This is a genomic window from Hymenobacter oligotrophus, from assembly GCF_003574965.1.
Classification (GTDB): Bacteria; Bacteroidota; Bacteroidia; order Cytophagales; family Hymenobacteraceae; genus Solirubrum; species Solirubrum oligotrophum.
Genome location: NZ_CP032317.1, coordinates 64,007 through 89,309, shown reverse-complemented (window position 1 = coordinate 89,309; position 25,303 = coordinate 64,007). Strand labels below are relative to the sequence as shown.

19 protein-coding genes and 1 tRNA gene are annotated in these 25,303 nt (G+C 59.8%); 12 read left to right on the top strand and 8 right to left on the bottom strand.

Annotated features, from left to right (window positions below; translation table 11 throughout):
* Positions 1–27: 27 nt before the first annotated feature.
* Positions 28–1,359 (bottom strand): cytochrome c3 family protein, encoded by a 1,332-nt coding sequence (locus D3Y59_RS00340; protein WP_119443227.1) that lies wholly within the window; start codon positions 1,357–1,359, stop codon positions 28–30.
* A gap of 379 nt (positions 1,360–1,738) precedes the next feature.
* Between D3Y59_RS00340 and rpsF the strand changes: the two genes are divergently transcribed.
* From rpsF to priA, 6 genes are all read left to right on the top strand, one after another.
* Positions 1,739–2,113 (top strand): 30S ribosomal protein S6, encoded by a 375-nt coding sequence (gene rpsF / locus D3Y59_RS00335; protein ID WP_119443226.1) that lies wholly within the window; start codon positions 1,739–1,741, stop codon positions 2,111–2,113.
* Between the two features lies 1 nt (position 2,114).
* Positions 2,115–2,366, top strand: coding sequence for a 30S ribosomal protein S18 (gene rpsR, locus D3Y59_RS00330; protein WP_119443225.1), 252 nt, complete (start codon positions 2,115–2,117; stop codon positions 2,364–2,366).
* A 30-nt stretch (positions 2,367–2,396) separates the two neighbouring features.
* Positions 2,397–2,840 carry a 50S ribosomal protein L9 gene (gene rplI / locus D3Y59_RS00325; RefSeq protein WP_119443224.1) on the top strand — a complete coding sequence of 148 codons (444 nt, stop codon included), beginning with the start codon at positions 2,397–2,399 and terminating at the stop codon, positions 2,838–2,840.
* 169 nt (positions 2,841–3,009) lie between these two features.
* Positions 3,010–4,977 carry a GSCFA domain-containing protein gene (locus tag D3Y59_RS00320; RefSeq protein ID WP_119443223.1) on the top strand — a complete coding sequence of 656 codons (1,968 nt, stop codon included), beginning with the start codon at positions 3,010–3,012 and terminating at the stop codon, positions 4,975–4,977.
* Positions 4,978–5,069: 92 nt separating this feature from the next.
* A complete protein-coding gene (locus tag D3Y59_RS00315; RefSeq protein WP_119443222.1) occupies positions 5,070–7,127 on the top strand; it encodes a thioredoxin domain-containing protein in 2,058 nt (685 codons plus the stop codon).
* A gap of 156 nt (positions 7,128–7,283) precedes the next feature.
* Positions 7,284–9,809 carry a replication restart helicase PriA gene (priA, locus tag D3Y59_RS00310; protein WP_240410432.1) on the top strand — a complete coding sequence of 842 codons (2,526 nt, stop codon included), beginning with the start codon at positions 7,284–7,286 and terminating at the stop codon, positions 9,807–9,809.
* 84 nt (positions 9,810–9,893) lie between these two features.
* Here priA and D3Y59_RS00305 read toward each other — a convergent pair whose 3' ends face one another.
* Positions 9,894–10,475 (bottom strand): hypothetical protein, encoded by a 582-nt coding sequence (locus D3Y59_RS00305; protein ID WP_119443220.1) that lies wholly within the window; start codon positions 10,473–10,475, stop codon positions 9,894–9,896.
* A gap of 210 nt (positions 10,476–10,685) precedes the next feature.
* Between D3Y59_RS00305 and D3Y59_RS00300 the strand changes: the two genes are divergently transcribed.
* From D3Y59_RS00300 to D3Y59_RS18420, 3 genes are all read left to right on the top strand, one after another.
* Positions 10,686–11,474 (top strand): class I SAM-dependent methyltransferase, encoded by a 789-nt coding sequence (locus D3Y59_RS00300; protein WP_119443219.1) that lies wholly within the window; start codon positions 10,686–10,688, stop codon positions 11,472–11,474.
* Positions 11,475–11,604: 130 nt separating this feature from the next.
* The gene (locus D3Y59_RS00295) at positions 11,605–12,828 is read left to right on the top strand and encodes an S-adenosylmethionine:tRNA ribosyltransferase-isomerase (RefSeq protein ID WP_119443218.1); all 1,224 of its coding nucleotides are present in this window, start codon (positions 11,605–11,607) and stop codon (positions 12,826–12,828) included.
* 56 nt (positions 12,829–12,884) lie between these two features.
* Positions 12,885–13,361 (top strand): hypothetical protein, encoded by a 477-nt coding sequence (locus tag D3Y59_RS18420; RefSeq protein ID WP_205590855.1) that lies wholly within the window; start codon positions 12,885–12,887, stop codon positions 13,359–13,361.
* A 74-nt stretch (positions 13,362–13,435) separates the two neighbouring features.
* Here the strand turns inward: D3Y59_RS18420 and D3Y59_RS00285 are convergent, their stop codons facing one another.
* Entirely contained in the window at positions 13,436–16,009 is a 2,574-nt protein-coding gene (locus D3Y59_RS00285) for a M14 family metallopeptidase (protein WP_119443217.1), read from the bottom strand.
* A 156-nt stretch (positions 16,010–16,165) separates the two neighbouring features.
* On the opposite strand from D3Y59_RS00285, the gene D3Y59_RS00280 reads away from it, so the two are divergent.
* Entirely contained in the window at positions 16,166–16,594 is a 429-nt protein-coding gene (locus D3Y59_RS00280) for a DUF2721 domain-containing protein (RefSeq protein WP_119443216.1), read from the top strand.
* 24 nt (positions 16,595–16,618) lie between these two features.
* Here the strand turns inward: D3Y59_RS00280 and msrB are convergent, their stop codons facing one another.
* The 3 genes from msrB to D3Y59_RS00265 form a co-directional block, all read right to left on the bottom strand.
* On the bottom strand, positions 16,619–17,185 hold the full coding sequence (gene msrB, locus D3Y59_RS00275; protein ID WP_119443215.1) for a peptide-methionine (R)-S-oxide reductase MsrB: 567 nt from the start codon (positions 17,183–17,185) through the stop codon (positions 16,619–16,621).
* Between the two features lie 149 nt (positions 17,186–17,334).
* Positions 17,335–17,407 (bottom strand) — tRNA-Lys (locus D3Y59_RS00270).
* A gap of 402 nt (positions 17,408–17,809) precedes the next feature.
* Positions 17,810–18,073, bottom strand: coding sequence for a hypothetical protein (locus D3Y59_RS00265; protein ID WP_119443214.1), 264 nt, complete (start codon positions 18,071–18,073; stop codon positions 17,810–17,812).
* A gap of 152 nt (positions 18,074–18,225) precedes the next feature.
* Between D3Y59_RS00265 and D3Y59_RS00260 the strand changes: the two genes are divergently transcribed.
* Positions 18,226–18,702, top strand: a complete 477-nt coding sequence (locus tag D3Y59_RS00260) for a hypothetical protein (protein ID WP_119443213.1) — start codon at positions 18,226–18,228, stop codon at positions 18,700–18,702.
* Positions 18,703–18,865: 163 nt separating this feature from the next.
* Here D3Y59_RS00260 and D3Y59_RS00255 read toward each other — a convergent pair whose 3' ends face one another.
* Together D3Y59_RS00255 and D3Y59_RS00250 are read right to left on the bottom strand one after the other, a co-directional pair.
* Entirely contained in the window at positions 18,866–20,257 is a 1,392-nt protein-coding gene (locus D3Y59_RS00255; protein WP_119443212.1) for a RagB/SusD family nutrient uptake outer membrane protein, read from the bottom strand.
* Between the two features lie 36 nt (positions 20,258–20,293).
* The gene (locus D3Y59_RS00250; RefSeq protein WP_119443211.1) at positions 20,294–23,323 is read right to left on the bottom strand and encodes a SusC/RagA family TonB-linked outer membrane protein; all 3,030 of its coding nucleotides are present in this window, start codon (positions 23,321–23,323) and stop codon (positions 20,294–20,296) included.
* Positions 23,324–23,919: 596 nt separating this feature from the next.
* Between D3Y59_RS00250 and D3Y59_RS00245 the strand changes: the two genes are divergently transcribed.
* Positions 23,920–25,104, top strand: coding sequence for a ribonuclease D (locus D3Y59_RS00245; RefSeq protein ID WP_119443210.1), 1,185 nt, complete (start codon positions 23,920–23,922; stop codon positions 25,102–25,104).
* Positions 25,105–25,303 lie beyond the last annotated feature (199 nt).

The following is a 25,303-nucleotide window of genomic DNA, read 5'->3' as shown; positions in this document are numbered from 1 at the left end:
CGACACCCTAGCTCAGTACTTTCATTATTAGTAGTGGCACTTCGAGCATTCGGTGCCGCCGTTCGACGACACGGTGAACGGAGCACCGGCATTGGCATTATCGTGCAGCTTCACCAGGTTATCATAGTAACCGTTGCCTTTGGTGTTGAGCGGCGTCTCGCGGTGGCAGTTGATGCACCAGCCCATCGTTAGAGCAGAGTACTGGTACACAACCTCCATGTTCTGGATCGGGCCGTGGCAAGTCTGGCACTCAATGCCACCTACTTGGGTGTGCTGCGCATGGTTGAAATAAGCCAAGTCGGGCAGGTTGTGAACACGTACCCACTGAATCGGCTGGTTGCGCTGGATTGCGCGGTAAATCTTCTTGATTTCGGGCGACGTTGCTTTGATCTGCGAGTGGCAGTTCATACAGATGTTCGCCGAAGGAATGTTAGCCGACTTGCTCTTGTACACCGAAGTGTGGCAGTACGCGCAGTTGATTTGATGCTCGCCGGCGTGCAGCTTGTGCGAAAACGCAATCGGCTGCGACGGCTGGTAACCCTGCTGCAAACCGATAGCCATCAATCCCTGGATGGATTCGTACAGAACCACAAGTACGAACAACGTACCAACGGTGCCTTTAAACCAGCCCGACTTCAGGATGGCCATCCAGTCGGTTTTCTGGTCAATCATCTCAACATCGCGGCCGTCGAGGTCTTTGCGACCACGCAGCACATCGCGCATGATGTTGGCGATGATAACTAGGGTAACAACCAGAACGATGAGTACTACAATCAGAACGATGAGTACTACGTTCACATACTTTCCGGCACCAGCACCGGCGCCGTCGGCTACTTCACCGGAGGGTTTCCCTTCGGCACCGCGGTCATCACCACCTACTGCGGCATTAGCAGGCTTCGAGGCTTCAGCTTTCACATAAGCGAAGATCGAGGTGATTTCCTCGTCGCTTAACGCGAAGTTGGGCATCTGCTGTTTCTGGTACTCGTTGAAGATTTTCACCGCGTACTCGTCGCCGCTGGCTACCATCTTGCTTGAGTTCTGAACCCACTTAATTAGCCAGGGCAGCGGACGACGCTGCTCGATACCGGCCAATGCGGGACCTACCACCACATCGTTGATGGCGTGGCACTGGGCGCAGTTGCCTTTGAACAAAGCGTCGCCGGCCGAAATGGCGGCAGCGTCGCCGGCGGGGGCACTACCCGCTGCAGCCGCAGGGGCGGCTCCGGCAGTGGCGCCGGGGGTCACACCCTCCTTGCTTACTGTCGCGTTGTCCTGCGCGGCCACTTGGCCAACAGCAGTAAACGTCAGAAACAGAGCGAGGAGCCAGTGTGAAAAGGGACGTAGTCGGAAGCTACTCATTGCAAAACGTGCTGGAAAAACGTAAAAGCAGGGCGCTTTAGGGCCACAAATGTAGCCCACGATTGCCAGACCGCAAACCGGGGTTTGCTAAATTTTGGCCTAGCGCCATTGCTTAGAATCATTCTAAGAAGCCTTGACTTACACCTTATTATATATAGGTGTAAGGATACCTCTGCTAGATCTTGCACCCAGAAACAAAGACGAGGGCGGCCCGCGTTGTAATTAACCGACTACGCTATACAAGGTTTACGAGTTGATCTTCAGTGGCTTTACTTCTTAAACTGACACAATTATTGTATTCGCATCGTTCGCTGATTAAGAAAAACTCTTACCTTTGCCGGCTCATTCATCGTCTCACTTACTTTTTCTCTGTTCCGCAATGGCAAACAGAAACTATGAGACCGTCTTCATCCTGACGCCCGTGCTCAACGACGCGCAGGTTCAAGAGACGATCGAGAAGTTCACGCAGGTGCTTAAGGAAAATGGCGCCGACATTCTGAATTCGGAAAGCTGGGGCTTGCGTAAGCTTGCTTACCCAATTCAGAAAAAATCGACCGGGTACTACTTCCTGGTAGAATTCACCGGCGAATCTACGCTGGTAGACACGCTGGAACTGGCCTTCCGCCGCGACGAGCGCGTAATCCGCTTCCTTACTACCGCTCTGGATAAGCACGCTGTGGCTTACAACGAGCGTCGTCGTAAGGGCGAGCTGAACCAGCAGAAAGCAAAACAATCAGAAGCAGTAGCCCAGTAAGATGAGCCTCGCCAACGAACGCATCCACAAGCAGGAGCAACGCAAGAAGTACTGCCGCTTCAAGAAGGCCGGCATTCGCTACGTAGATTACAAAAACCCGGACTTCCTGCTGAAGTTCGTGAACGAGCAGGGCCGCATTCTGCCCCGCCGCATCACGGGCACCAGCCTGAAATTCCAGCGCAAGGTAGCGCAGGCCGTGGCAAAAGCCCGTCACCTGGCGCTGATGCCCTACGTGGCTGACCAGATGAAGTAGTCTATTACCCCCTAACGACGACTGACCGAGATGGAAGTTATCCTGAAAGACGACGTAAAAGGCCTGGGCTACAAGAACGACGTTGTAAAGGTAAAGCCCGGCTACGGCCGCAATTACCTGCTGCCCCAAGGTCTGGCTGTATTGGCCGACAAGACCAACAAGAAAATCGTAGCCGAGAACGTACGTCAGGCTTCGCACAAAGCCGATAAGATTAAGAGCGACGCGCAAGGCCTGGCCGACCGCATCGGCGACTTGAGCATCGACATTCCTGCGAAAGTAGGCGAGTCGGGCAAGATTTTCGGCCGTGTTACGACGCTGCAAATTGCCGATGTACTGAAGGCCAAAGGCTTTGAAGTAGATCGTAAGCGCATCAGCCTCGATTCGGATCCGGTAGCTGTAGGTGAATACACCGCTTCTATCGATCTGCACCGCGAGGTGAAGCACAAAATTCGCGTAAACGTTGTAGCTGAGTAAGCTATTTGCGCATGCGCATCGTTAAGAAAAGCCCTGCCCACCCGGTAGGGCTTTTTCATTGGCCGTTTTCGGCAACAAAAGCTGCACCAATCCAAGTTAAGTTTTGGCCGTAAGCTGCTAGTTGCGTAGGTTGGCCTTCCGTATGCGGCCCTAGGGGCTGTTTTTGCTAATGTTTCGTACTGAATTACTACTTCGACCCGACGCACAACCTCTTTCGCTGGGGGCACGTGTGCTTACCCTAGGGTCGTGCTTTTCCGATGTCATAGGTGAGCGGCTGGCCCAACACAAGGTGCGCACGCTTGTAAACCCGTTTGGCACTGTGTTTAACCCGCTGGCGGCGGCGCGGCTGCTGCGTGCGGTGGCCGGCGAAGAAACCGATTGGCAACAGCACTTGGTTGAAGCCCGCGGGCGTTGGCAGAGCTTTGATTTGCACGCCACCCTAGGTGCCGACTCCCCTCCTGCCCTGCTGCAGCGGATTGAGCAAACCGTACGCGAAACCGCCGAGTTTGTACGCTCGGCCGACGTGCTTATCTGGACCCTAGGTACTGCGTTTGGCTACCGCCTGCAGGAAACGGGGGAAGTGGTAAATAACTGCCATAAAATCCCAGCCGAGCGTTTTGAGAAGGAGCTGTTATCTGCCGAAGAGATTATTACAGCCGTAACCGAGGCGTACGCGTTGCTACGGCAAATTAATCCGAAGCTGAGGCTGGTGCTGACGGTTAGCCCGGTAAGGCACCTGCGCGATACGCTTCCCTTAAACGCAGTAAGCAAATCGGTGCTGCGGGTAGCTTGCCACTACCTGAGCGAATTGTTGCCGCAGGCCACTTACTTTCCGGCATACGAGCTGCTCCTGGATGACTTGCGCGACTACCGCTTTTACGCGGCCGACATGATTCATCTGACGGAAGTGGCAGAACAGTACATCTGGGAGAAGTTTACGGCGGTTTACTTCGACAGCGCTTTCCGGCAATTTGCGCAGGAATGGGACGGCATTCGGCGGGCTCTTGAGCACCGCCCCTTGCACGCCGGCGCGCCCGAGCACCGCCATTTTCTGGAGCAAACTCAGCAACGGCTCGAGCGCCTTGCGGGCCGGGTTGATGTACGCGCGGAGCTGCGCGATGTGCACAAGCGCATCGTGGCTTTGCCACCGCCCCCGAAACCTGTGTTGCCGCCCGAACCGGACGACGACGGCGAAGAGCGCATTGATATCGGCGAAGGAAGCGAACCTGTGGAGGCGCCCCAAACCGATAGGCAGACCGCGCCCCTACCTGCTGCTCAGCCAGCAGTTGATGCGGCCGACCTGTGGGCCGAAGCCTTGGCTGAGCAAGAATCCGATGAGGCCGAGGACGTGCGCCCGGCCGCCGAGGTAACTCACGAAATGGAATCGGGTACGACGGAAGCAGGCCCGGCCAAACGGCGCAAGCGCAAACGCGGCGGGCGTAAGCACAAAAAGAAAAACAGACCGGACACCGACGAAACCAGCGCAGAAAATCCGCAGGAACTGTTGGTGGAAGCTACGGTGCCAAACGAGCCTGTTGAAGCCGCTTCGCCGGTTGCGCTGGCACCCGCAGAGCCGACACCTGAGCCAACCGGACCGGAATCCGTTACGGCTAGGCCTCCTAAGCGGCGCGGGCGGCCCGCTCGCCAATCGCCGGTTTTGTATGCCGAACCGCAACCCGACGAACAACCCGAGCGAAGCGCGCCGGAACCCCAGCCACCCGTCGCGTCCGAAGCCGTGCCTACGTTTGCAGCGGCACCCACCCAAGCCCCAACGGCCAGCCCCAACGAGCCGCCAAAGCCCAAGTCGCGCAGCCGCGCTGGCCGAGGCAAGGGCACCAGCAAATTGATGGCGGCCGTAGAATCGGCTATCGACGCTTTGCCTACTCTTACGCCGGCGGCACCGGCGGCAGAGCCAACCGCTCCGGTTGCCGAGATTGGCTCCGCCCCTGCTCCTGCCCGCAAGCGCCCGGCACCTAGGCGCAAGCCGAATAACCCGGGGGCAACGACCCCGGAGCCGCAGGCTCCGTTGGCAGAGGCTGTATCGAATGCGGATGCTAATGCGGCGCCACCGACGGAGGCCAAGCGCCGTGGCCGACCGCCGCGCCGCAAGCCGCAGGCACCACCAACCGCAGAATAAAACAAACCCGGCCCTAGGTGGCCGGGTTTGCTGTTTAAGCCCGTACGCGTACAAGTTCCAATAGTGCTGCCCATCCGAATTCGCATTTGCTTATGCCAACGCCTGCCCCCCACGCCAAACCCAACCGTCTGGCGCACGAATCGAGCCCGTACTTGCTGCAGCACGCCTACAACCCCGTTGACTGGTACCCGTGGGGCGAAGAAGCGCTTAGCCGGGCTCAAAAAGAGCAGAAGCCAATTTTGGTAAGCATCGGGTATGCGGCCTGCCATTGGTGCCACGTAATGGAGCGTGAATCGTTTGAGCATGAAGAAATTGCCCAAATCATGAACGAGCGGTTTGTGTGCATTAAGGTCGATCGGGAGGAACGGCCCGACGTGGACCAAGTGTACATGGATGCCATTCAAGCCATGGGCTTAGGTGGCGGGTGGCCGCTGAACGTGTTTCTGACACCGGAGGCAAAACCTTTTTATGGCGGCACGTACTTCCCGTCGCGCAACTGGTTTGAGCTGCTGCAGCAAATTGCCAATGCCTACGGCAGCGAGCATCGGGCGGAGCTGGATAAATCGGCCGAGGATTTTGCGCGGGTGCTGCGTGCCAACGATTTGGAGAAGTACGGCGCCAAAATCAGCACCAAACCCGTGGGGCAACAAGCGTTTGGCACCCTGCTGCGCAACCTAGCCAAGCACTTCGATGCTAAACGCGGCGGCACTGGCCAAGCCCCCAAATTCCCGATGCCGGTAATCTGGCGCTTTTTGCTGCGGGCGCACGCGCTAACCGGTAACGATGCTGCCTTGCAGCAAACTAACCTAACGCTGCGCGAAATGGCCTGGGGCGGTATCTACGACCAAGCAGGCGGCGGTTTTGCGCGGTATTCGGTGGATGATGCGTGGTTGGTGCCCCACTTCGAAAAGATGCTGTACGACAACGGGCAGCTTATCAGCCTGTACGCCGAAGCCTATCAGCTTACCCAAGACGAGCAGTGGCGCGAAGTGGTGGAGCAAACTGTGGCTTTTGTGCAGCGCGAACTGATGAGCCCGGAAGGCGGATTTTACGCCTCGCTCGATGCCGACAGCGAGGGCGAAGAAGGCAAGTTTTACGTCTTTGGCCTGGAGCAACTGCGCGAAGCCCTAGGTGACGAGGCCCCCTTGGCGGCCGAGTACTACGGCTGCACAGCCCTGGGCAACTGGGAGCACGGGCACAACATTTTGCACCGCCGTCAATCCGATGCCGCGTTTGCCGAAGCACACCAACTAACCCCTGGCGTGGTAGCAAGCTTGGCCGCCGGTTGGCGCGAAAAACTGCTCGCCTACCGCAGCCAACGCGCCCGCCCCGCCCTCGACGATAAAATCCTGACTGGCTGGAATGCCCTCATGCTGCGCGGTTTGGTCGACGCATACCGGGCGTTTCATCTGCCCCAATACCTCGAGCTGGCCTTGCAAAATGCCGAGTTCATCGAGCAAAACTTACGCCGCGGGCAAGGGCTGTGGCGCAACTACAAAAACGGCCGCGCTACCATTGTGGCCTTTCTGGAAGATTATGCCTTGCTGATTGATGCGTACACGGCCCTCTACGAAGCCACCTTTGCCGAACGGTGGCTGCAACGCGCCCGCGAGCTGACGGAGTACGTACTCGAACACTTCGCCGACGAAGCCGATTCGCACTTATTCTACACCGACGATACCGGCGAGGCACTGATTGCGCGTAAGAAAGAGTTGTTCGATAACGTAATACCCAGCTCCAACTCCCTGATGGCGCATAACCTGTTGCGCTTAGGTGCCCTGCTCGATGTACCGGCTTGGCACGAACGGGCCACCAATATGCTGGCCCTTGCGCAGGATTTGGCTGTAAATGAGCCGCAACATCTCGGCAATTGGGCTTCGTTGTACCTCAGCCTCCTGGCTCCGCTAGCTGAGGTAGCCGTGATTGGGCCCGAAGCGGAGCACTTTAGGCGCGAGCTAAGCCGCCACTACCTGCCCAACGCCGTGCTAGCGGGCACCAACACCAGCAGCGAACTGCCGCTACTGCAAAACCGCCACGCCGCCGAGGGCCAAACCACCATTTACGTGTGCTACAACCGCGCCTGCCAACAGCCGGTGTACAACCCCACCGAGGCATTGGCGCAACTGCAGGCGGCAACCCTGCGCGGCTAATGTTGGGGCCCTAGGTTCCAACAGGCGGCTCTGCGGCAGGCACATGGCTGAATAGCCATTTCCGGATGCTCTGCCGGCAGGATTGTTCTGGCGTTTAGCGGGCTATCTTTGTTATTCGCCGCTGATAGAACCGTGTCCCAAACGCACCTTTTCTCCTTGCCCCAGTCCGAGCCCGCCGCGGCCGACCGCGTTACGCTTTTCGCCGACGTGATTTTGCCCTTGCCGCTGCCCAAGCTCTACACGTACCGCGTACCCTTCGAGCTGAACGACCAAGTGGTAATTGGCGGGCGGGTGCTGGTGCAGTTTGGCGCGAAAAAGACGCTGAGCTGCATTGTGGCGGCCGTGCACGAAACCCCGCCCAAGGACTACCAGGCCAAGTATATCCTCGAGTTCATCGACGATGCGCCGGTGGTTACGCAGCCTCAACTCAAGCTTTTCCGCTGGATTGCGGAGTACTACATGTGCACGCTGGGCGAGGTCATCAACGCGGCTTTGCCCTCGGCGCTAAAGCTCAGCTCCGAGTCGCGGGTGCAGCTGCATCCGCAGTATCTGTCGGAAGGCACGCCCTACCCGCTAAGCGAGCAGGAGCAAAAAATTGTGGAAGCCCTAGGTACCGAAGACGGCAAAGCGCTGACTTTTTCGGAGGTGGGCGAAATCCTAGGCATCAGCTCGTTCCACAAGGTTATCAAGAGTCTGATCCAGAAGGACGTTGTCTTTCTGTTCGAGCACATTGCCGATAAGTACGCGCCCAAGGTGGTGAAGAAGGTGCGCCTGGCGCATCATTTCGTGGCCGAGGCAGCGCTAGAGGGCTTATTTGAAAACCTCGCCAGCAAGCCAAAACAACTGGATGTGCTGATGCGCTACATCCAGCGCGTGCCGGTGTACCAAAACGAGCACGCCAACCACACCGGCCTCGAGAAAGCGGCCCTCACCAGCTCGCCGCACCTCTCGCCCTCTGCCGTAAACACGCTCATCAAAAACGGCGTGCTCGAGCAGTTCGATCAGATTGTGTCGCGCTTCCCGCTCGATGAAAAAGAAGGCAACCAAATGCCCTTCGAGTTATCGGAAGCCCAAACCAAAGCCCGCGACCAAGTGCTGGAGCTGTTTGGGCAGAAGGACATTACGCTGCTGCACGGCGTAACCGGTGCCGGCAAAACCGAGATTTACATCGATCTGATTCGGAAAGCGCTGGAAGGCGGCGGCCAAGTGCTGTACCTGCTGCCCGAAATTGCCCTGACGGCACAAATCGTGACGCGCCTGATGCGCGTATTTGGCTCGCGCCTAGGTGTGTACCACTCCAAGTTCTCCGACAACGAGCGCGTGGAAGTATGGAACGGCGTGCTTTCGGGCCGCTTTCAGGTGGTGGTGGGCGTGCGCTCGGCCGTGTTTCTGCCTTTCGATAGTTTGTCGCTGATCATCGTCGACGAAGAACACGAATCGAGCTATAAGCAGTACGACCCGGCCCCGCGCTACAACGCCCGCGAAGTAGCCCTGATGATGGGTACTTTCCAAGGCGCCAAAATCCTGCTGGGGTCGGCTACGCCGTCGGTCGAAACGTACTACCAGTGCCGGGCGGGCCGCTGGGGCCTGGTGCCGCTTACCAAGCGTTTTGGCGAGGCAGGCTTGCCCGAAATCGAGTTGATCGATACGCGGCGAAACGCGCAGCAAGGTCAGAAGAAACCTTCGCACCACTTCACGCCCGAGCTCACAGCGGCAATCGAAGGCCGTTTGTCGCAGGGCGAACAAGTGATTCTGTTTCAGAACCGCCGCGGCTATTCGCCCTTTATCAGCTGCCTGGATTGCGGCTGGATACCCAAGTGCAAGAGCTGCGCCGTGAGCCTCAGCTACCACAAAAACGCGCACGAGCTGCGCTGCCACTACTGCGGGCACCACGAGGTGATGCCGCGCGAATGTCCGGCTTGCGGCTCGCGCGCAATTCGGGCCATGGGCTTTGGCACCGAGCGCATCGAGGACGACCTGAAGCTGATGCTGCCCGAGGCCAACGTGCAGCGCATGGACCTAGACACCACACGCGCCAAAAACGCCTACCAGCAAATCATCAGCGACTTTGAGCAGCAGCGCACCAACGTGCTGGTGGGTACGCAGATGGTGACCAAGGGCCTCGACTTCGGCAACGTGAGCCTGGTGGGCATTATCAACGCCGATAGCATCATCCACTACCCCGATTTCCGGGCGCACGAACGGGCCTACCAAATGTTTGTGCAGGTAAGCGGCCGCGCGGGGCGCAAGGGCAAAAAAGGCAAGGTAATCGTGCAGACCGGCGACCCGCAACAGCCCATCTTCGACAAGGTGATGCGCAACGATTACCAGGATTTCTACGAGTACGAAATTGCGCAACGCCGCGAGCACATGTACCCGCCGTTTGCTCGCGTCATCAAGATTACGGTGAAGCACGTGGAAGAGCGTATGGCCCTAGAAGCCGCCGTACTGCTGACGCAGGAACTGGTGGAGCGCCTAGGTAGAGATGCGGTGCTGGGGCCCGAGGCACCGTACATTTTTCGCATCCGTAACTTCTACCTGCAGGAAATTACCATCAAGCTCAGCCGCGAGCACACGGTGCTGAAGCACGCCAAAGCACAAATTTTGGAGGCCATTACGCTGGTGCGCGACGAAAAGGATTTCCGACAGGCCCGCATTGTAGCCGACGTGGACCCGATGTAGCCTTGCACCTAGGGCCCGCAAACAAAAGCGCCCCGGCTATTACAGCCGGGGCGCTTTTGTTTGCGCTGATACGTTGCGTACGACCTAGATTTCTTCGAGCAGGCCGAGTACGATCAGTACGATACCGATGATGGCGAAGATCAGACCGAGCAGACCGATGATACCGCCGAAAATGCCGAGCAGAACACCGATGAGCAGCAGGATGATACCCAGCTTGATGTTTTTAGCCAGGGCGTTGGCGTCGTCGGCCGAAGCAGCGTTCGACTGCTTTTTCAGCTCGGCCTTAGCAGCCAGCTTGTCTACTTTCTTCAGTGCTTTAGCAACAAGAGCTTTTTGCACCAAATTGGGCTTAGCAGCGGGAGCGGAAGCTACTTCGGCGCGCTCTTGCTTGGCTACTTTAGCAGCCTTGCGCGGAGCAGCGGCTTCTTCTTTCACGGGTGCGGCAGCTACCGTGGCAGCCGGCGCTACGGGCTCGGTGGCTACAGCGGCCGGGGTTTGCTCGGCTACCGGAGCGGCAGGCTTAACGGCTACCGAGCGGTGCTGGTCGCCGTGGTACGAGCTGGTTTTGGGCAGCATGGCGTACTCGTTGCGTGCGCAGCCCGTGAGGGCAGCGGCAAACAGGGCCGCAGCAGCCATTTTCTGGAGGGCAGAGGCAAGTTGCTTCATAGTGATTATGGGTTAAGAAAGGTTTGAACCAAGGAATGGTACGAATTTGAGCCGAAAATAGGAGTTAGCACAGAGAAAAGAAGTATTAACTATATTCTTTCTTCAATTGATTGAGGATCAATTGGGTTTTTTCTGGCGTTAGGGCTCAGCGAACGGTTTTGGCGGCAAGCGTTGTTAAACCCGCAGTTGCCGTTTTCTTTGCACGTGCCTATGCCTACGGATGCCTCCTTGTTTCTGCGCAGAGCAGTAGTGGCCACCTTTGCGGTGCCTGCGCTGCTGTTTGCCTGCACCCAAACGCCCATTGCCGAAAGCGACGCCGCCCGTGTGGTGCAGGGCCGCACCGAGGCCTCGCCCGATACGGCTGGCTACCAACGCCGCGCCCCCCAAGACCCCAACGGCATTAGCCGCTATTACATGGGCCGCCAAATTGCGCACGTAATGGGCCACGACGGCGCCGGCTGGCTGGAGCGCCCCGATCGGGAGCAGGAAGAAGGCACCGATATTTTGCTGCGCGAGCTGAAGCTGAAGCCCACCGATGTAGTGGCCGATATTGGCGCTGGCACCGGGTTCTTCACTTTCCGCATGAGCGAGCTGGTGCCCCAGGGCAAAGTGCTGGCGGTGGATATTCAGCCGCAAATGCTCGAAAAGCTGCAAGCCACCAGCCAGCGCCGCAAGGTTGCCAACGTGGAGCCCGTGCTGGGCACCGTGAAAAACCCCAACCTACCGGCCAACGCCGTGGATTTGGCGCTGATTGTGGACGCCTACCACGAGTTTGACCACCCCAGGGAAATGATGCGCGCCATTAAAAACTCGCTGAAGCCGGGCGGCCGCGTGGCGCTGGTAGAGTACCGCGCCGAAGACCCCAACGTGCCCATCAAGCGCATTCATCGGATGAGCGAAGAACAGGCCCGCCGCGAGCTGCAAGCCGTGGGGTTGCAGTTTGTCGAGAACATCAAGGCGCTGCCGCAGCAACACTTGCTGATTTTCAAGCGCCCTTAAGTCGCCTAGGTGCGCAACCTTCCAACTTCGCAAAGCACGGCCACACCCAACTTTACGGGTGTGGCCGTGTTGTTTGTACCCCGTTTACCTAGGGCAGCGCCGTATTGGCCACTGGGTTAATTTTGCCCCGATGCACACCCCCGACCCCCGCCAGCTTTCCATACAGGACTTCGCCTACGACTTACCGGCCGAGCGCATCGCGCCGGAGCCCCTACCCGACCGCGACGGCTCGCGCCTGCTGGTGTACCGCCAGGGCGCTATTGCCGATCATATTTTCCGGGAGTTGCCCGAGCAATTGCCTCCTGATGCATTGCTCGTTTTCAACAACACGAAAGTGGTGCGGGCGCGCCTGTATTTGCACAAGCCCACCGGCGGCCAAATAGAGTTATTTTGCCTGGAACCCGTAGCACCCAGCCGCGCCATTGAGCCGGCCATGCAACAAACCGGCGCGTGCGTGTGGCGCTGCCTTGTGGGCAACGGCAAGCGCTGGAAAACTGGCGCCGTGCAGGCCACCTTTACCACGCCCGATGGCCAAACCGCCGTGCTCGAGGCCGAGCGCGAAGCCGCCGAAGAAGGCAGCTCGTTAATCCGGTTTCGGTGGCAGCCGGCTGAGTTGCCGTTTGCGCAGGTGCTGGCCGGCGCGGGCCGCCTGCCGCTGCCGCCCTACCTCAACCGCGAAGCCAACCCCACCGACGACGAGCGTTACCAGACTGTTTACGCTGCCCACGACGGCGCCGTGGCGGCGCCTACGGCCGGGCTGCACTTTACGGAGCGCGTATTGCAAGCCCTCGGGGCCCGCGGCATTCAGAGCGCGCAGCTAACTCTGCACGTGGGTGCGGGCACGTTTCAGCCGGTGAAAGCCGCCCAGATGGCCGACCACGCCATGCACTCCGAGCCGATAAGCGCCACCCGCCAGGTGCTGCGCCAGCTGATAGCCCACGCACCTAGGCCCGTTATTGCCGTGGGCACCACCAGCCTGCGCACGCTCGAGAGCTTGTACTGGCTAGGCTGCCGAGTGGTGCGCGGCGGCAACTTATCGGGCGTGGTGCAGCAGTGGGAGCCCTACGAACACGCTACCGAAGTACCCATGCAAGCGGCGCTGCAAGCCTTGCTCGATGAGCTGGAGCGCCGCGGCGACGATGCCTTGCAAGCCAGCACGCAGCTGCTAATTGCGCCGGGCTACCGCTTTCGGGCCATGCAAGGGCTTATTACCAATTTTCATCAGCCCGAAAGCACCCTGCTGCTGCTCATTGCGGCCTTAATTGGGCCCGGCTGGCGCCGTGTGTACGACCACGCATTGGCCAACAACTACCGCTTTTTAAGCTACGGCGACAGTTCTTTATTACTGCCTTAAGTATCCTTGTTGCCGGGTTTGCGTAGAAAGGTCGATTCTTAATCTGACCTCATCCTATGAAAAAGATACTGATGCTCCTGTCGGCCGTTGCGCTGACCAGCATTTCGGCCATGGCCCAAACCGGCACCACCTCGTCGTCTTCGACTACCACCACCGGCGGTAGCACCACCACTACGGGCACTACCTCGGGTACTATGTCTACTGGCACCACGTCGGGCACCATGTCGACGGGTACTACCTCGGGTACGTACAACACCGGCACCACCACCACGGGCACGACGACTACTGGCGGCACCATGACGGGCACCACGACCACGAACGATGCCAACAGCTCGGCTACGCCCGCCACCGGCACCAACACGCCCTACGAGCGCACCAAATCTGGCCGTATGGTAAGCAACACGGGCAGCGACGTAAAGCGCGGCGGTAAGAAAGTAGGCCGCACCGTGGGCAAAGGCGCTAAAAAAGTAGGCCGCGGCGTTAAGAGCGGCGCCAAAAAAGTAGGCAACAAAGCCGAGGACATCGTAGACTAACCCTCGCCTCGAACCCATAAAAAAGCCCCGCCGGATTGCTCCGGCGGGGCTTTTTGGTAGTTAGCCTTAGGTGCCTACTGGCCCACCATAAAAATGGCATTCGTGAACAGCAATTTGCCGGCTTGCCAAAAACCCCGGAACAGCGGGTTGTCGCCGAGGTACACCACTTGGCCGCGGCCGAGGTCCTGCACGCCCAGCACTACGGTGTCGTTGAGTTTGGCGCGCACCTGGCTGCCCGTGAAGCCCGAGGCGGCCTGGCCTTTTTTCAGCACGCCTACGTTCCAGCTGCCTTCGCCTAAAAACTGGTAGTTGAGCGGGCTACGCACCAAGGCAAAGTAGCTGCTGGGGTAGCCAAAGGCCAGCGGGTGCGTATTGTCGAGCTCCACGCGGTACACGCTGCCTTGCACTTGCTCCTGCAAGGCCTCGCGCTCGGCGGTGCCGTAGCGGCGCAGCTGCCGGTAAGGGTCGGCGGGGGCAGCGCCTTTCTTGGAGTTGGTTTGGCTTGAGTCGGCCGATTTGGTTTTCAGCGCAAAATCTTTTTTGCCGGCCAAGTAACCCATGGCGCCTTCCATGGCTACCAGACGTCCGCCGCTGCGCACCCAAGTTTTCAGATTTTCGAGCTGCCGCTCATTTAGCACATCGGCGTAGTTGCCATCGGGCAGCACCAGCACATCAAACTTGTTCAGCGGCACCGAGGCAAAGTAATCGGTGCCAATAACCGACACGGGGTAACCCAGTTGCTGCTCGAAGAAGTGCCACACCTCGCCGAAAGCGGTGGCATCGGTGCCGGGGCCGGCCAGCAGGGCTACGTTGGGCCGGGCCACGCCGTGCACGTTGCCCGAGCCCAGGTCGCTGCCTTCGGTGGCAAAGCCGGTTTTCACGGCCGTTAGCTCAGCCCCCACCGAATCGGCCAGGCTGCGCACCACAGCATCGAAGCGGTTGCCCAGGTTTTGGTTGTTGCCGCGGTTGATCAGCAGCGTACCGGCCTGAAATTTCTGCCCACCGGCCTCGAAGGGCTGGTAGGCCACGCGTACGCGCACCTGGCGTTGCAGCAAAGCCGAGAGCAGGCGCGCATCGCGCAGCGAGTTCCAGCGGGCAATGTAGGCGTAGGTGGTGCCATCGGCGGCGGGCAGCGTAGCGTTGGGCTTGCTTGCCGCAGCAGGTGCCTTGCCCCCGGCCTTCAGGTTAGTGGTAAGCGCGTAGCCCTGCAACCCGTAGGCGTAGGGCAAGGCCCAAGCCGTGATGTCGTAGGTCAGCGAGTCTTCCAAGGCCGCCTGCGGCTCAAACAGCACTTTTACCAGCGTCGATTTGGGCTGGTACATGCTAATGACCACATCGGTAGGCTGCAGCGTTACGCCTTCGCGCTTGCCGCTGCTGTAGTTGTAGGCCTGGGTTTTGCGCCGCTCGCCTAGGTAGCCAAACTGAATTTGCTGGCGCTGCAGGTAATCGACGAGCGGCGCCATGCGCTCGGGCGAGCCGCTTACCACGTAGCTCTTGTAGCGGCCGCGGGGCCGCTGGCGGGCATCCTGGTAGTACTTGTCGAACTCCTTTAGCATCTCCTGCTGGTGGTCGGCGGCGGCCCTGATGGTGGCCCAGCTGGCGGCGTGGTGGTGGGCAATGCGGTCGGCCAAGGTCAGCGTGTCGCCGTCGCTCTTGATGTAGCGCACGCCGGCGCGGCCGCTGCCGCCCTGCTCGTACGTCATGCCGATGGCGCCGTTAAACGAGGGCCAGGTGTCGCCGTAGCTGGGCGCAAACAAGTCGTAAGTTTCGCGGCTGAAATAAAGCCAGCCGTTCTTATCGAACACTTGCCGGTTGTAGTCGCCGATGACGTTCTGAAACTTGCGCTGGTAAGGCGTAATGTCTTCGTGGAAAGGCTTAGCCGCCGGCGAGAAGTAATACGGCGCTTCGGCACTCATCTCGTGAAAATCGGCGTGTACCTGCGGCAGCCACTGGTTGTACAAGGCAATGCGCTGCTGGCTTTCGCGCTGGGTTTGCCAGGCCCAGTCGCGGTTCAGATCGAACATGTAGTGGTTGAAGCGGCCGCCGGGCCACGGCTCGCGGTGCTCCCAGCTAAGCGGCGAGGCATTGGCGGGCGCCCCGGCCACGCGGCCGTACCACTGCGCGTACCGCTCGCGCCCGTCGGGGTTCACGCAGGGGTCAATCAGCAGCACCACCCGCTCGAGCAGGGCTTGCGCCTCTTTGTTTTGCGGGTTGCTGAAGTCGTAGAGCACCTGCAGCACGGCCTCGCTCGACACGGCCTCGTTGCCGTGCACGTTGTAGCTCAGCCACACAATGGCCGGCTGATCGAGGCTGGGCGTGCCGCTTTCGAGGCCGGCGCGGCGCAAGTTGCTGCGCCGGATGTCGTCGAGGCGTTGCAGGTTGCGCGCGGAGGCTATTTGCACCACCTCGAGCGGGCGGCCTTCGTAGGTGCGGCCGTAGGGCACGATGCGCATGCGGTCGGCGTGCTGCTGCGCCAGGTACTCGGCGTAGCGCAGCACATCGGCGTGGTAGGTAAAGCGGCTGCCCAGCTTGTACCCCAAAAACTGCTCGGGCGACTGCAGCGCCTGCTGCGCCACGCTGGGGGCGGCCGTTGCCACACTCAGGGCCAGTAGCCCGGCGCGCAACACGCGGGTAAACGGTAGTGTCATCGTTTTGCCTAGGTGGAAAAAACGTGGGTAGATGAAAGGACCTGCGGCCCTGCAGCGAATGTACGCCGCAAGGTAGCCGATGTGGTTATACTACCGCCCCTAGGTACTTTTAGGCTCGCCGCACCGGGCCAGCCGCTGCTGCTTATTGCTGAGCTTATGGATATTTCGCTTACCACCCCGGCCTTGTTGTTTCCGGCGTTGTCGTTGCTGTTGTTGGCGTTTACCAACCGCTTTCTGGCCTTGGCCAACCTAGTGCGCACGCTTAAGGCGCAGTACGCCGAAACCCACAACGAACATTACATGCGGCAAATCCGGAACCTGCGGCGGCGCCTGGGGCTAGTGCGCAACATGCAGGCCGTAGGTATTGCCAGCATGTTTGGCTGCGTACTGTGTATGTTTTTGCTGTACGCCGGTTTCGCCAACCTAGGCAAGCTCGTGTTCGGGGCCAGTTTGCTGATGTTGCTGGTATCGTTGGGGTTGTCGCTGTGGGAAATTCAGATTTCCGTAGACGCCCTCAACATCGAGCTGAACGACTTGCAACAAAACGAACAACGGCGGCAGGCCCACGAGGCCAACCGCCGTTGATTAGGTACTCCGAGGCGCGCTGCGTTAGCGCAGGCCAAAGCTGGCCACGCCACTCGGCACAAAGTCGAGCACGATGGAGTTCATGCAAAAGCGCTTGTAGGTGGGCGCGGGCCCGTCGTCGAAAATGTGGCCGAGGTGCGAATCGCAACGGCCGCACACCACCTCGATGCGCTCCATGCCGTACGTGTTGTCGGGCAAGTACCTCACCGATTTGGCACGCAGGGGCTCAAAAAAGCTGGGCCAGCCACAGTCGCTGGCAAATTTGGCATCGGAGCGAAACAGGGCGTTGCCGCAGGGTGCGCAATAGTAAGTACCGCGGCCGGTGGCGTTCCAGTATTTGCCCGTAAACGCGCGCTCCGTGCCTTTGCCGCGGGCCACGCGGTACACCTCCGGCGTAAGTACCTTTTGCCATTGTGCGTCGGAGAGGCGCAAGCGGGTGGTATCGGTGCGCGAGTAGTAGGGGTTGCGCGGCGCGGCCGGCCTGGCCGCCGCGGGCTTTGGTGGCTTGGCGCCTGCCGGCTTGGTTTGGGCTTGCGCCCCCGAAAACCAACCCGCCGCTAGCAGCAGCAATACAGCCGAACGAATGTGCATAGTGCAGAAGGTGATGTTGCAATGCTTACGCAGCTGCGGCCTGCATCGGTTTTGGGCTGGCCCAGTACCTAGGCGGTAAGCGGGCGAGCACGGCAGCAGCTGATACCTGCTACAACAAAAAAGCCCCGCAGAAGTGCGAGGCTTTGGAGTGATTCCGCTGGGATTCGAACCCAGGACCCATACATTAAAAGTGTATTGCTCTACCAGCTGAGCTACAGAATCGTTTTCCGGTCGGCGTGCTTGCGTGCACAGGCATTGCTGAAACGGGGTGCAAACTTAACACAGCTCGTCCGAAACTTGCAAATTTTTTTTGCGGCCGCTGCCTGGTACGGCGTTCAGGCTACTACTGACAGCAAGCCCGAACTGAGTTGAAAGCCACCGCGCACGCTCGCTTAGGCAAGTGCACTGTTCACACAGTTCGGGCTGCCGTTCAGCCAGTTTGGGCCGCCTACCCCCGTGGCCGCTGTACTTTTGTATCGCTGTCCGGCTTTTGTGGTGAGGGCCGGCCAGCTACTTAGAAAGCAAAAGTGCCAGAAAAGGGTATTGGTGAGAAATTACCTGGCACGTAGGCAAGGCCGCAGTCTTTGACTGCGGCTTTCTGCTTTTGCCCCGGCGCGCTGCGGGTTAATCCTGCGGCAACTTGGCCGGGCTAGCCTCCTTACTTGGTTTCTCCTTAAGCTGGTAAAGCACACTCTCGGCCACGCCGCGCCCAAACAGGCTTACCCCGGCGTTGAACACCCCCAGCGCCACGGTGCCAGCCATTACCCAATCTTTGGTAGCGGCGCCATCCTGCATGCGTTTGGAGGCCCACTGAATCAGGCATACGCCAAGGCCTATTACTACCAGCCCGCTAGGGGCAAATACCAACCATTTGGTTTTGTGCGTCATTTCAGCTCGAGCAGTTTTAGGTGATGCGCAACCACAACCCGCTTGCGGGCTGCAGGGTTATGCGTACGTAAACGAGCGCTGCGCGGCGATGCCCGCGCGCCGGCTGCGAGCAAATGCGTTCCTTTGCAGCCTACTCCGGTTACTTAGTGCCTATGCCCGCCACTACTTTTCAGCAGCTGCTCAGCGCCGCCTTCCGCCAAGAGGGCCCCACTTACCTGCAGCCCCACGACCTCCAAGCCTACCACACGCTGCAGCAGGTGCCCCCGGCCGAACAAGGCTTTCGCTTTGAGCGCGTGCGGCTGCTGGTGGCCATGAGCCTGATGAAGGCTTTGGCCGACCTAGGCGACCACGACGAAAGCCGGCAGGTAATGCAAGTGCTGCACAAAGCCCTGGAGGCGCGCTCCACGCAGCAAATCGACGCCGTTATCACGAAGGAAGCACACCGCTTCGAGCGCCTGTACACCGATTTGTACGTGAACGAAGAAGGCAGCCAACTGCTGGGCTTGTTCGAGCGCACCCTCGATGCCGACTCCATCCCGGCCATGGATCAAGTAATCGAAGAAGCGTTTGAGCTGGTCTCGGAGTTGGATTTTCAGCAGCAAGCCGACGAAGACGAGGACGAAGACTAACCGGCCGCAGCAGCCCAGCCTTGGGCACGTGCCTAAACAAAGCCGCTCCATGCAAACGGCAGCCCTTGCGTAGCCCTAGGTAAGGCCGGGCCAGCAATGCAAAAGGCCACTCTGCCCAGGGCAGAGTGGCCTTTTTTGGTTAGGCAACCTAGGGCGTAAGCACCTAGTAGCCGGGATTTTGCGGCAACGCGCTTCCCAAGTTGATTTCGCGCTGCGGAATGGGCAGCACCAGGCGCGGGCTATCGAAGGTATACACCGACGTGATATTGCGCTGCGTGCGCTTGTAATCGTGCAGGCGGAAACCCTCGAAGGCCAACTCCAGTTCGCGCTCCTTCAATACGTCGTCGACCGTAACGGCAGTGAGGGCCGCGGCGCCCGCGCGGCGGCGGATGCGGTTCACGTCGTTCAGGGGCGTATCGCCTACCGTCGAGCCCAGGCGTGCGTTGCATTCAGCACGCGTCAGGTACATCTCGGCCAAGCGAATCAGCGGGATGTTCTGGCCCGGGTCGTTGTACTTGAAGTTGCGCAGACGGCCGGCGCGGGGGCCGTCGCCGGTGTAAATCAACGAGCCCAGGATCGGGCCGGAGCCGCGCTGGTCGCCGGGGCCGTACTGGCTGGCAAAGGCAGCGGTAATCTGCACGTCGCCGCGGCCGTTGAAGCCCGAAGCGCGGCTGGTGTAAAACGTGGCGAGGCCGTCGTTCACGGCACCGGCGTTGTTCTGGTCGTTTTGCTGAATTTCGAACAGCGACTCGCGGGTGTTGCGGTTAGTGAAGGCCGACAGCACCGAGGGGTTGAGGCTGGCGCCGCTGTTGTTGATTACTTCGTTAGACAAAGTCAGGGCTTCGGCGTAGCGGCCCTGCTGCAGGCGTACCCGCGAGAGGAAAGCCTGTGCATCGTAACGGTCGAGGCGGGTGCCGTTGTTGGTAGGCAACAGCTGCACAGCGGCCTGCAAGTCGGTTACAACCTGCTGGTACACCTCCTCTACCGAAGCGCGCGGCAACCGGCGCGAAGCGTCTTCTTCGGTTTTGTTTGGCGTCAGGTTGATGGGTACGCCCGGCTGGCTGTTGGTTTGGCCGGCGCGGTACGGTTGCCCGTACAGGCGCACCAGCTCAAAGTACACCATCGCGCGCATCATGCGGGCCTCCCCCTCGTAACGCTGCCGGTTGGCCGGGTCGGTTACCACGGGCAACGCGTCGATGATGAGGTTGGCGTGGTTGATGGTGCGGTAGGCGTGGTCGAAGGTCCGATCGGCTTCTACGTTGAAGCTCGTCAGGTTCGTCTTCTGCGAAAGCTCGCGGTAGCTCTGGAACGTGCCCAGCCAGTTGATGTAGTTGTTGGAACCCAACAGCTCCGGAATCAGCAAAAGGTTGGTGCCGTAGAGCTGCGGGCGGCCCAGGCGGGCGTAGCCCCCTACCACGGCCGCGTCAACGCCTTCGGGCGTGCTCAGGGCCTGTTCGGCATCAACGGATTGCTGCGGCTGCAGGTCCAGCTGGTCTTGGCAGCCGGTGCCAAGCCCCAGCGTGAGGAGCAGGCCCGCCGCGGCGGTTCGCCGCATTACGTGAGAAAGAAAAGTATTCACGGTCGTGTTCGGTTAAAAGCCCAGGTTTACGCCCACCAGCACGGTGCGTGCCAGCGGCGGCGTGTAAAAGTCGTGGCCCAGCAGCACGTTGGTGTTGCCTAAGCCGGTGGTGTTCACCTCAGGGTCGTAGCCGGTGTAATCGGTGAGGGTGAGGATGTTCTGCCCCGTTACGTAGATGCGGGCCGACTGCAGCTTGGCACGCTCGATGAGCGTTTTGGGCAGGTTGTACCCGAGGGTTACGTTTTTGAAACGGAAGAACGAGCCGTCTTCAACCCAGCGCGACGAAGGCTGCGAGCCGTTGGCGGCGTACAGCTCGGCACGCGGCACGTCGGTTACGTCGCCGGGCTGGCGCCAGCGGCGCAGTTGGTCGCGGGTTTGGTTGTCGAAGTAGTCGCCGTTTACCGACTGGAACAGGCCGGCCACGTTGTAAATATCGTTGCCTTGCGTGAACTGGTTCAGGATCGACAGCTCGAAGCCCATGAACGAGAACGTGTTGGTGAGGCCGCCCGTGAAGTTCGGGTTCGGGTCGCCTAGCTTCTGGTCCACGGCATCGGCGTAGCGGGCTGTGGTGCCGCCATCGGCAGTGAAGTACAGCGCGTTGCCGGTGGCGGGGTCAACGCCGGCGTACTTCTTGCCCCAGAATATACCAATCGGTTCGCCCTCGCGGATGCGGCCGACGTTGCGGCCACCGCCGAAAATTTCCTGCCCGTCGAGGTCGACTACCTCGTTGCGGTTGAAGGTAATGTTGAAGTTAGTGCTCCACTTAAAGTCACCTTCGAAGTTGCGCGTGTTCAGGTTCAGCTCGATGCCGCGGTTGCGGATTTCGCCTAGGTTCTTCGTCACAATGGGGTAGCCGCCGGTGTAGGGCAACTGCAGGTTCAGCAGTGCGCCGCCATCGGTTACTACACCCGTGCGCTTCTCGTACACGTCAACCTCGCCGCTGATGCGGTTGTTGAGCAAACCAAACTCGAGGCCTACGTTGGCCTGGTTGGTGGTTTCCCAGGAGAGGCGGCGGTTGCCCACGTTGGTACCCAGCACAATACCGGCTTGGTCGGCGTAGGCCAGCGTGCTAAACAAGCGCTGGTAGCTGAAGTTGCCGATTTCGGCGTTGCCCGTGATGCCGTACGAACCACGAATCTTGAGCAGGCTCAGCACCGAGTTGTCGCGCAGGAAGTCCTCCTCGGTGATTACGTAACCTACCGAACCAGCCGGGAACACGCCGTACTTGCGGTCGGAGGGGAAACGCGACGAACCGTCGGCGCGGGCACTCACCGATAGCAACAGCTTGTTGCGGAAGGTGTAGTTGACGCGCGTCAGGTAAGAGATAAAGGAGTAGTCGGTTTGCGACGAGCTACCCGAGATGATGCGCGAGGCCGATGCAATGCGCCGGAATTGGTCGTTCGGGAAACCGCGGCCCTCAGCGGCTGTGCCCTGCTGGTTGTAGCGCTGGAACGAGAAGCCCACCAAGCCCTCGAAGGTGTGATCGGCCCCGATCGTTTTCAGGTAGGTGGCCGTTTGGTTGGTGGTGTAGTTTACCGACTGAACCTGGTTGGAGTAGCCGTAGCCGGTAGGTGCCCCGTCGAGGGTGTAACGGCCGCGGTAGATGTTCTCGTTCAGGTTCAGGAAGTCGGCACCCAGCTCGGAGCGCAGCGTAAGGCCCTGAATGGGCTGGTACTGCAACGACAGGTTGCTGAACGAGCGGTACGTGCCGGCGCGGTTGCTGGCATTTACCACATCAACGAGTGCGTTGTAGTAGAATGTGTTGCGATTTAGGCCGGTGGGGTCGTTGGGGTCTTCCTTCTGCTGAATAGGCGGAATTGCATTCAGCTGCACCGGGTTCGAGAAGGCGTTGTCGTCGGGCACGCGGTCGTTCACGGAGCGCGTAGCCGAAATGTTAAAGCCGATTTTCAGCTTCTCGGTAATGTTGTGGTCGATGTTGGCGCGCAACGAACCGCGGCGGTAGCGGTTGCCCACAATAATGCCGGTTTGGTCGTTGAAGGTGCCGCTAAGGTAGAAGCGCGTTTTGGCGTCGCCGCCGGTTACGTTGGCGTCGTACTGCTGCACGCTGCCCGTGCGAAAAGCAGCGCGGTTCCAGTCGGTATCGAAATTAGAATTGAGGTCGAGGCCGGCTTCGCCCTCAAAGGCATCGGCCACCGTCGGGTACAAGTCCGGGTCGTTCGGGTCGACGAGGCCAGCGTTGGTAATGGCTTCCGTGAACAGCTCTTTGTACTCGGCCGCGTTCAGGAACTCGCGCAAGCGCGTAGGCTCGCTGCGGCCGTAGTAGGCACCCACATTTACGCGGGTAGCGCCTTGGCGCCCCTTTTTGGTGGTTACCAGAATTACCCCGTTGGAGGCGCGCGCACCGTAGATGGCCGAGGCGGCTGCGTCCTTCAGGATGGTAATCGACTCGATGTCGTTCGGGTTCAGGTCGGCCAGCGGGTTGATGGGCTCGTCGTTGGCGGCGCCCACGTCCTGCGAGGTTATCGGAATGCCGTCGATAACGTAAAGCGGCTCGTTGGAGCCCGATACCGAGGCCGCACCGCGTACCCGAATCTGCACCCCGGCCCCGAGCTTGCCCGTGCCCTGGTTGATTTGCACCCCCGGCGTACGGCCCTGAATGGCCTGCTCGAAGCTGACCACGGGCACGTTCTCCACCTCGCGTGAGCCTACTTGCGTAACGGCGCCGGTAAGTTCGCGCTTGGCCTGCGTGCCATAGCCTACTACCACCGTTTCGTTGAGCAGCTGGGCGTTGGTATCCAAGCGCACGTTTACGGTAGACTGCTCGCCCACCGGAATGGTTTGCGTGGTAAATCCCACCGAGCTAATAACCAGCGTGGCGCCGGGCTGCACCGTGAGTCGGAAATTACCATCGGCATCGGTGCTGGTGCCGTTGGTGGTGCCGCGCTCCAATACCGTAGCCCCTGGCAACCCGGTGCCGTCGGCTACGGCCGTAACGCGCCCGCTTACGGTGCGCGTTTGGGCCTGGGCTACCACTGCCGCTGGGCCCATGAGGGCCAGCGAGAGTAGAAGTTTATGATCCATAATGGGTGGCCTTGCGGCCGGTTTGGTGAGTGAAAAGCGAAAAAAGTGATGCCATGCTTACTGCTAAGCGTTGGAAATTAGCCCGCTAACAGCGCTACCCGCGGTGCCGCCAACGAGGCCAGTTCCCAGCGGCCGGAGCTGCTTCCGGCACCTAGGAAAATTTCCTGTCGAGCATTGTGCGTCAAAAGAAGTAAAAAGCCGTGGAAAGGTTTACTGCCGCCAACTGGCAAAATACGCCTTGGCTTGCAACTAATATAACTATTGCGCAACATTATATCACTACCCGAGCAATCAGAAGCCAATTATTCTGGTAATGGTGCTACCAAAATTTATAAGCAGGCTCATACGTGTTGCGAAACCGGTACGTTTGCATCCTGGCTGGGTTTCGCACGCCGTGTTTGGCATGTGCCTCAGCCTCGGGTGGCAAGCTACGGCGTGCGGAGGCCCGGTAGGGTGCCCAAACACGGCTACCCGCACCTAGGGCGTGGGCCCGGTGCTGGCGTACATCGTTTGGCCTGCCTACCTTTACCGGGTACGAAGCAGCCGCGCTACTACCTTCGCGTAAGGTTTCTACCTTGTGGCCTACTTGTTATTTAATGGCTGAAATACAATACCTCACTACGCCCGATGCAATTCGGCAAGCCGCCGACTGGCTGCGTAACCAACCCCGCATTGCCGTCGACCTGGAGTTCGACGACATGCGCCATCACTACGGCCGCAATCTTGCCTTAATCCAACTCTTCGACGGGGCCACGGTATACCTCATCGACCCGATTCCGCTGGTCGATGCCGCCGCCCAGCTGCAGCCGCTTTGGGACATACTGGGCGATGCCAACGTGGAAAAGGTATTCCACAGCTGCAAATCGGATATTCTGCTGCTCGATGAGCTGTACGGCGTGCGCGTGCGCCGCATTACCGATACCAGCGTGCTGCACACGTTGCTGGCCGAGTCGGACAACAACATTGCCCTAGGTCGGCTGATCCAGAGCGAGCTGGGCATTGAGGTGGATAAGGGCGAGCAGAAGTCGAACTGGCTGAAGCGCCCACTCACCGAGGCTCAAAAGCAGTACGCCGCCAACGACGTGCTGTACCTGCTGGAGCTGGCCGACCGCCTGGCCGATAAACTGGCCGAGCTGGGCCGCACGCAGTGGGGCGCCGAGGAAAACGCCATTCTGGAAGATGTGCGCTACACCCGCGACGAACGCCCTTACCTGCGCATTGCGGGCAAGTACCGCATTCAGCCGCACGAGTTGCCGCTGTTCCGCGACTTGTACTTGCTGCGCGACCAAGTAGCCAAGGAGCTCGACCGGCCGCCGTACATGGTGTTTTCGAACGACCGCCTCTCGGAGCTGGTGCGCGACACCCCACGCAGCACCAACGACTGGCGCGCCGCCCGCGGCTTGCACCCCGAGCTGAAGCGCGAGCCGTACCTTCAACAGCTCGCGGCCATGTCGCCGGATAAGTTTGTGCCCGTGCCCGAGCCGCCCATGACTGCCGACCAGCGCCGCTTTCCGTTCCGTCGTCGGCTTAACGGCGAGCGTGCCGCCCGCGCCGATGCTCGCGAGCAGTTCCTGATGACGCTGAAGGCGCACATTGCCAACGACATCAATAGCTACGTGGCCAACTTGGTACTCTCGAACCGGCTGATTGCCGACATCGTGGAGCAAGGCACCGAACGCGTGCTGCGCCCGTGGCAAAAACAGCTACTCCGCGACGCTACCCAACGCCACAACCTCGATTACGGCTTTATCTCCGAGCCTTTCGATGCGGTGAATGCGTAAGCAGCCCTAGGTAAATCCCAAAACAACAGCGCCCGGCAGCCAAGCCGGGCGCTGTTGTTTTGTAGCGGTAGTATCGGCGCTGTTGTCATGTCGAGCGTAAGCGAGACATCTAACTAAAAACAGCGCGAACATTCTACCCCAGATGTCTTGCTGCCGCTCGACATGACAGGAGTAATGCTCCTGCTTGACGTGACCTAGG

Bases quoted from the DNA above. Each gene is read 5' to 3' on its own strand.
- D3Y59_RS00340 (WP_119443227.1), bottom strand. From the start codon at position 1,359: ATGAGTAGCTTCCGACTACGTCCCTTTTCACACTGGCTCCTCGCTCTG.
- rpsF (WP_119443226.1), top strand. From the start codon at position 1,739: ATGGCAAACAGAAACTATGAGACCGTCTTCATCCTGACGCCCGTGCTC.
- rpsR (WP_119443225.1), top strand. From the start codon at position 2,115: ATGAGCCTCGCCAACGAACGCATCCACAAGCAGGAGCAACGCAAGAAG.
- rplI (WP_119443224.1), top strand. From the start codon at position 2,397: ATGGAAGTTATCCTGAAAGACGACGTAAAAGGCCTGGGCTACAAGAAC.
- D3Y59_RS00320 (WP_119443223.1), top strand. From the start codon at position 3,010: ATGTTTCGTACTGAATTACTACTTCGACCCGACGCACAACCTCTTTCG.
- D3Y59_RS00315 (WP_119443222.1), top strand. From the start codon at position 5,070: ATGCCAACGCCTGCCCCCCACGCCAAACCCAACCGTCTGGCGCACGAA.
- D3Y59_RS00305 (WP_119443220.1), bottom strand. From the start codon at position 10,475: ATGAAGCAACTTGCCTCTGCCCTCCAGAAAATGGCTGCTGCGGCCCTG.
- D3Y59_RS00300 (WP_119443219.1), top strand. From the start codon at position 10,686: ATGCCTACGGATGCCTCCTTGTTTCTGCGCAGAGCAGTAGTGGCCACC.
- D3Y59_RS00295 (WP_119443218.1), top strand. From the start codon at position 11,605: ATGCACACCCCCGACCCCCGCCAGCTTTCCATACAGGACTTCGCCTAC.
- D3Y59_RS18420 (WP_205590855.1), top strand. From the start codon at position 12,885: ATGAAAAAGATACTGATGCTCCTGTCGGCCGTTGCGCTGACCAGCATT.
- D3Y59_RS00285 (WP_119443217.1), bottom strand. From the start codon at position 16,009: ATGACACTACCGTTTACCCGCGTGTTGCGCGCCGGGCTACTGGCCCTG.
- D3Y59_RS00280 (WP_119443216.1), top strand. From the start codon at position 16,166: ATGGATATTTCGCTTACCACCCCGGCCTTGTTGTTTCCGGCGTTGTCG.
- msrB (WP_119443215.1), bottom strand. From the start codon at position 17,185: ATGCACATTCGTTCGGCTGTATTGCTGCTGCTAGCGGCGGGTTGGTTT.
- D3Y59_RS00265 (WP_119443214.1), bottom strand. From the start codon at position 18,073: ATGACGCACAAAACCAAATGGTTGGTATTTGCCCCTAGCGGGCTGGTA.
- D3Y59_RS00260 (WP_119443213.1), top strand. From the start codon at position 18,226: ATGCCCGCCACTACTTTTCAGCAGCTGCTCAGCGCCGCCTTCCGCCAA.
- D3Y59_RS00255 (WP_119443212.1), bottom strand. From the start codon at position 20,257: ATGCGGCGAACCGCCGCGGCGGGCCTGCTCCTCACGCTGGGGCTTGGC.
- D3Y59_RS00250 (WP_119443211.1), bottom strand. From the start codon at position 23,323: ATGGATCATAAACTTCTACTCTCGCTGGCCCTCATGGGCCCAGCGGCA.
- D3Y59_RS00245 (WP_119443210.1), top strand. From the start codon at position 23,920: ATGGCTGAAATACAATACCTCACTACGCCCGATGCAATTCGGCAAGCC.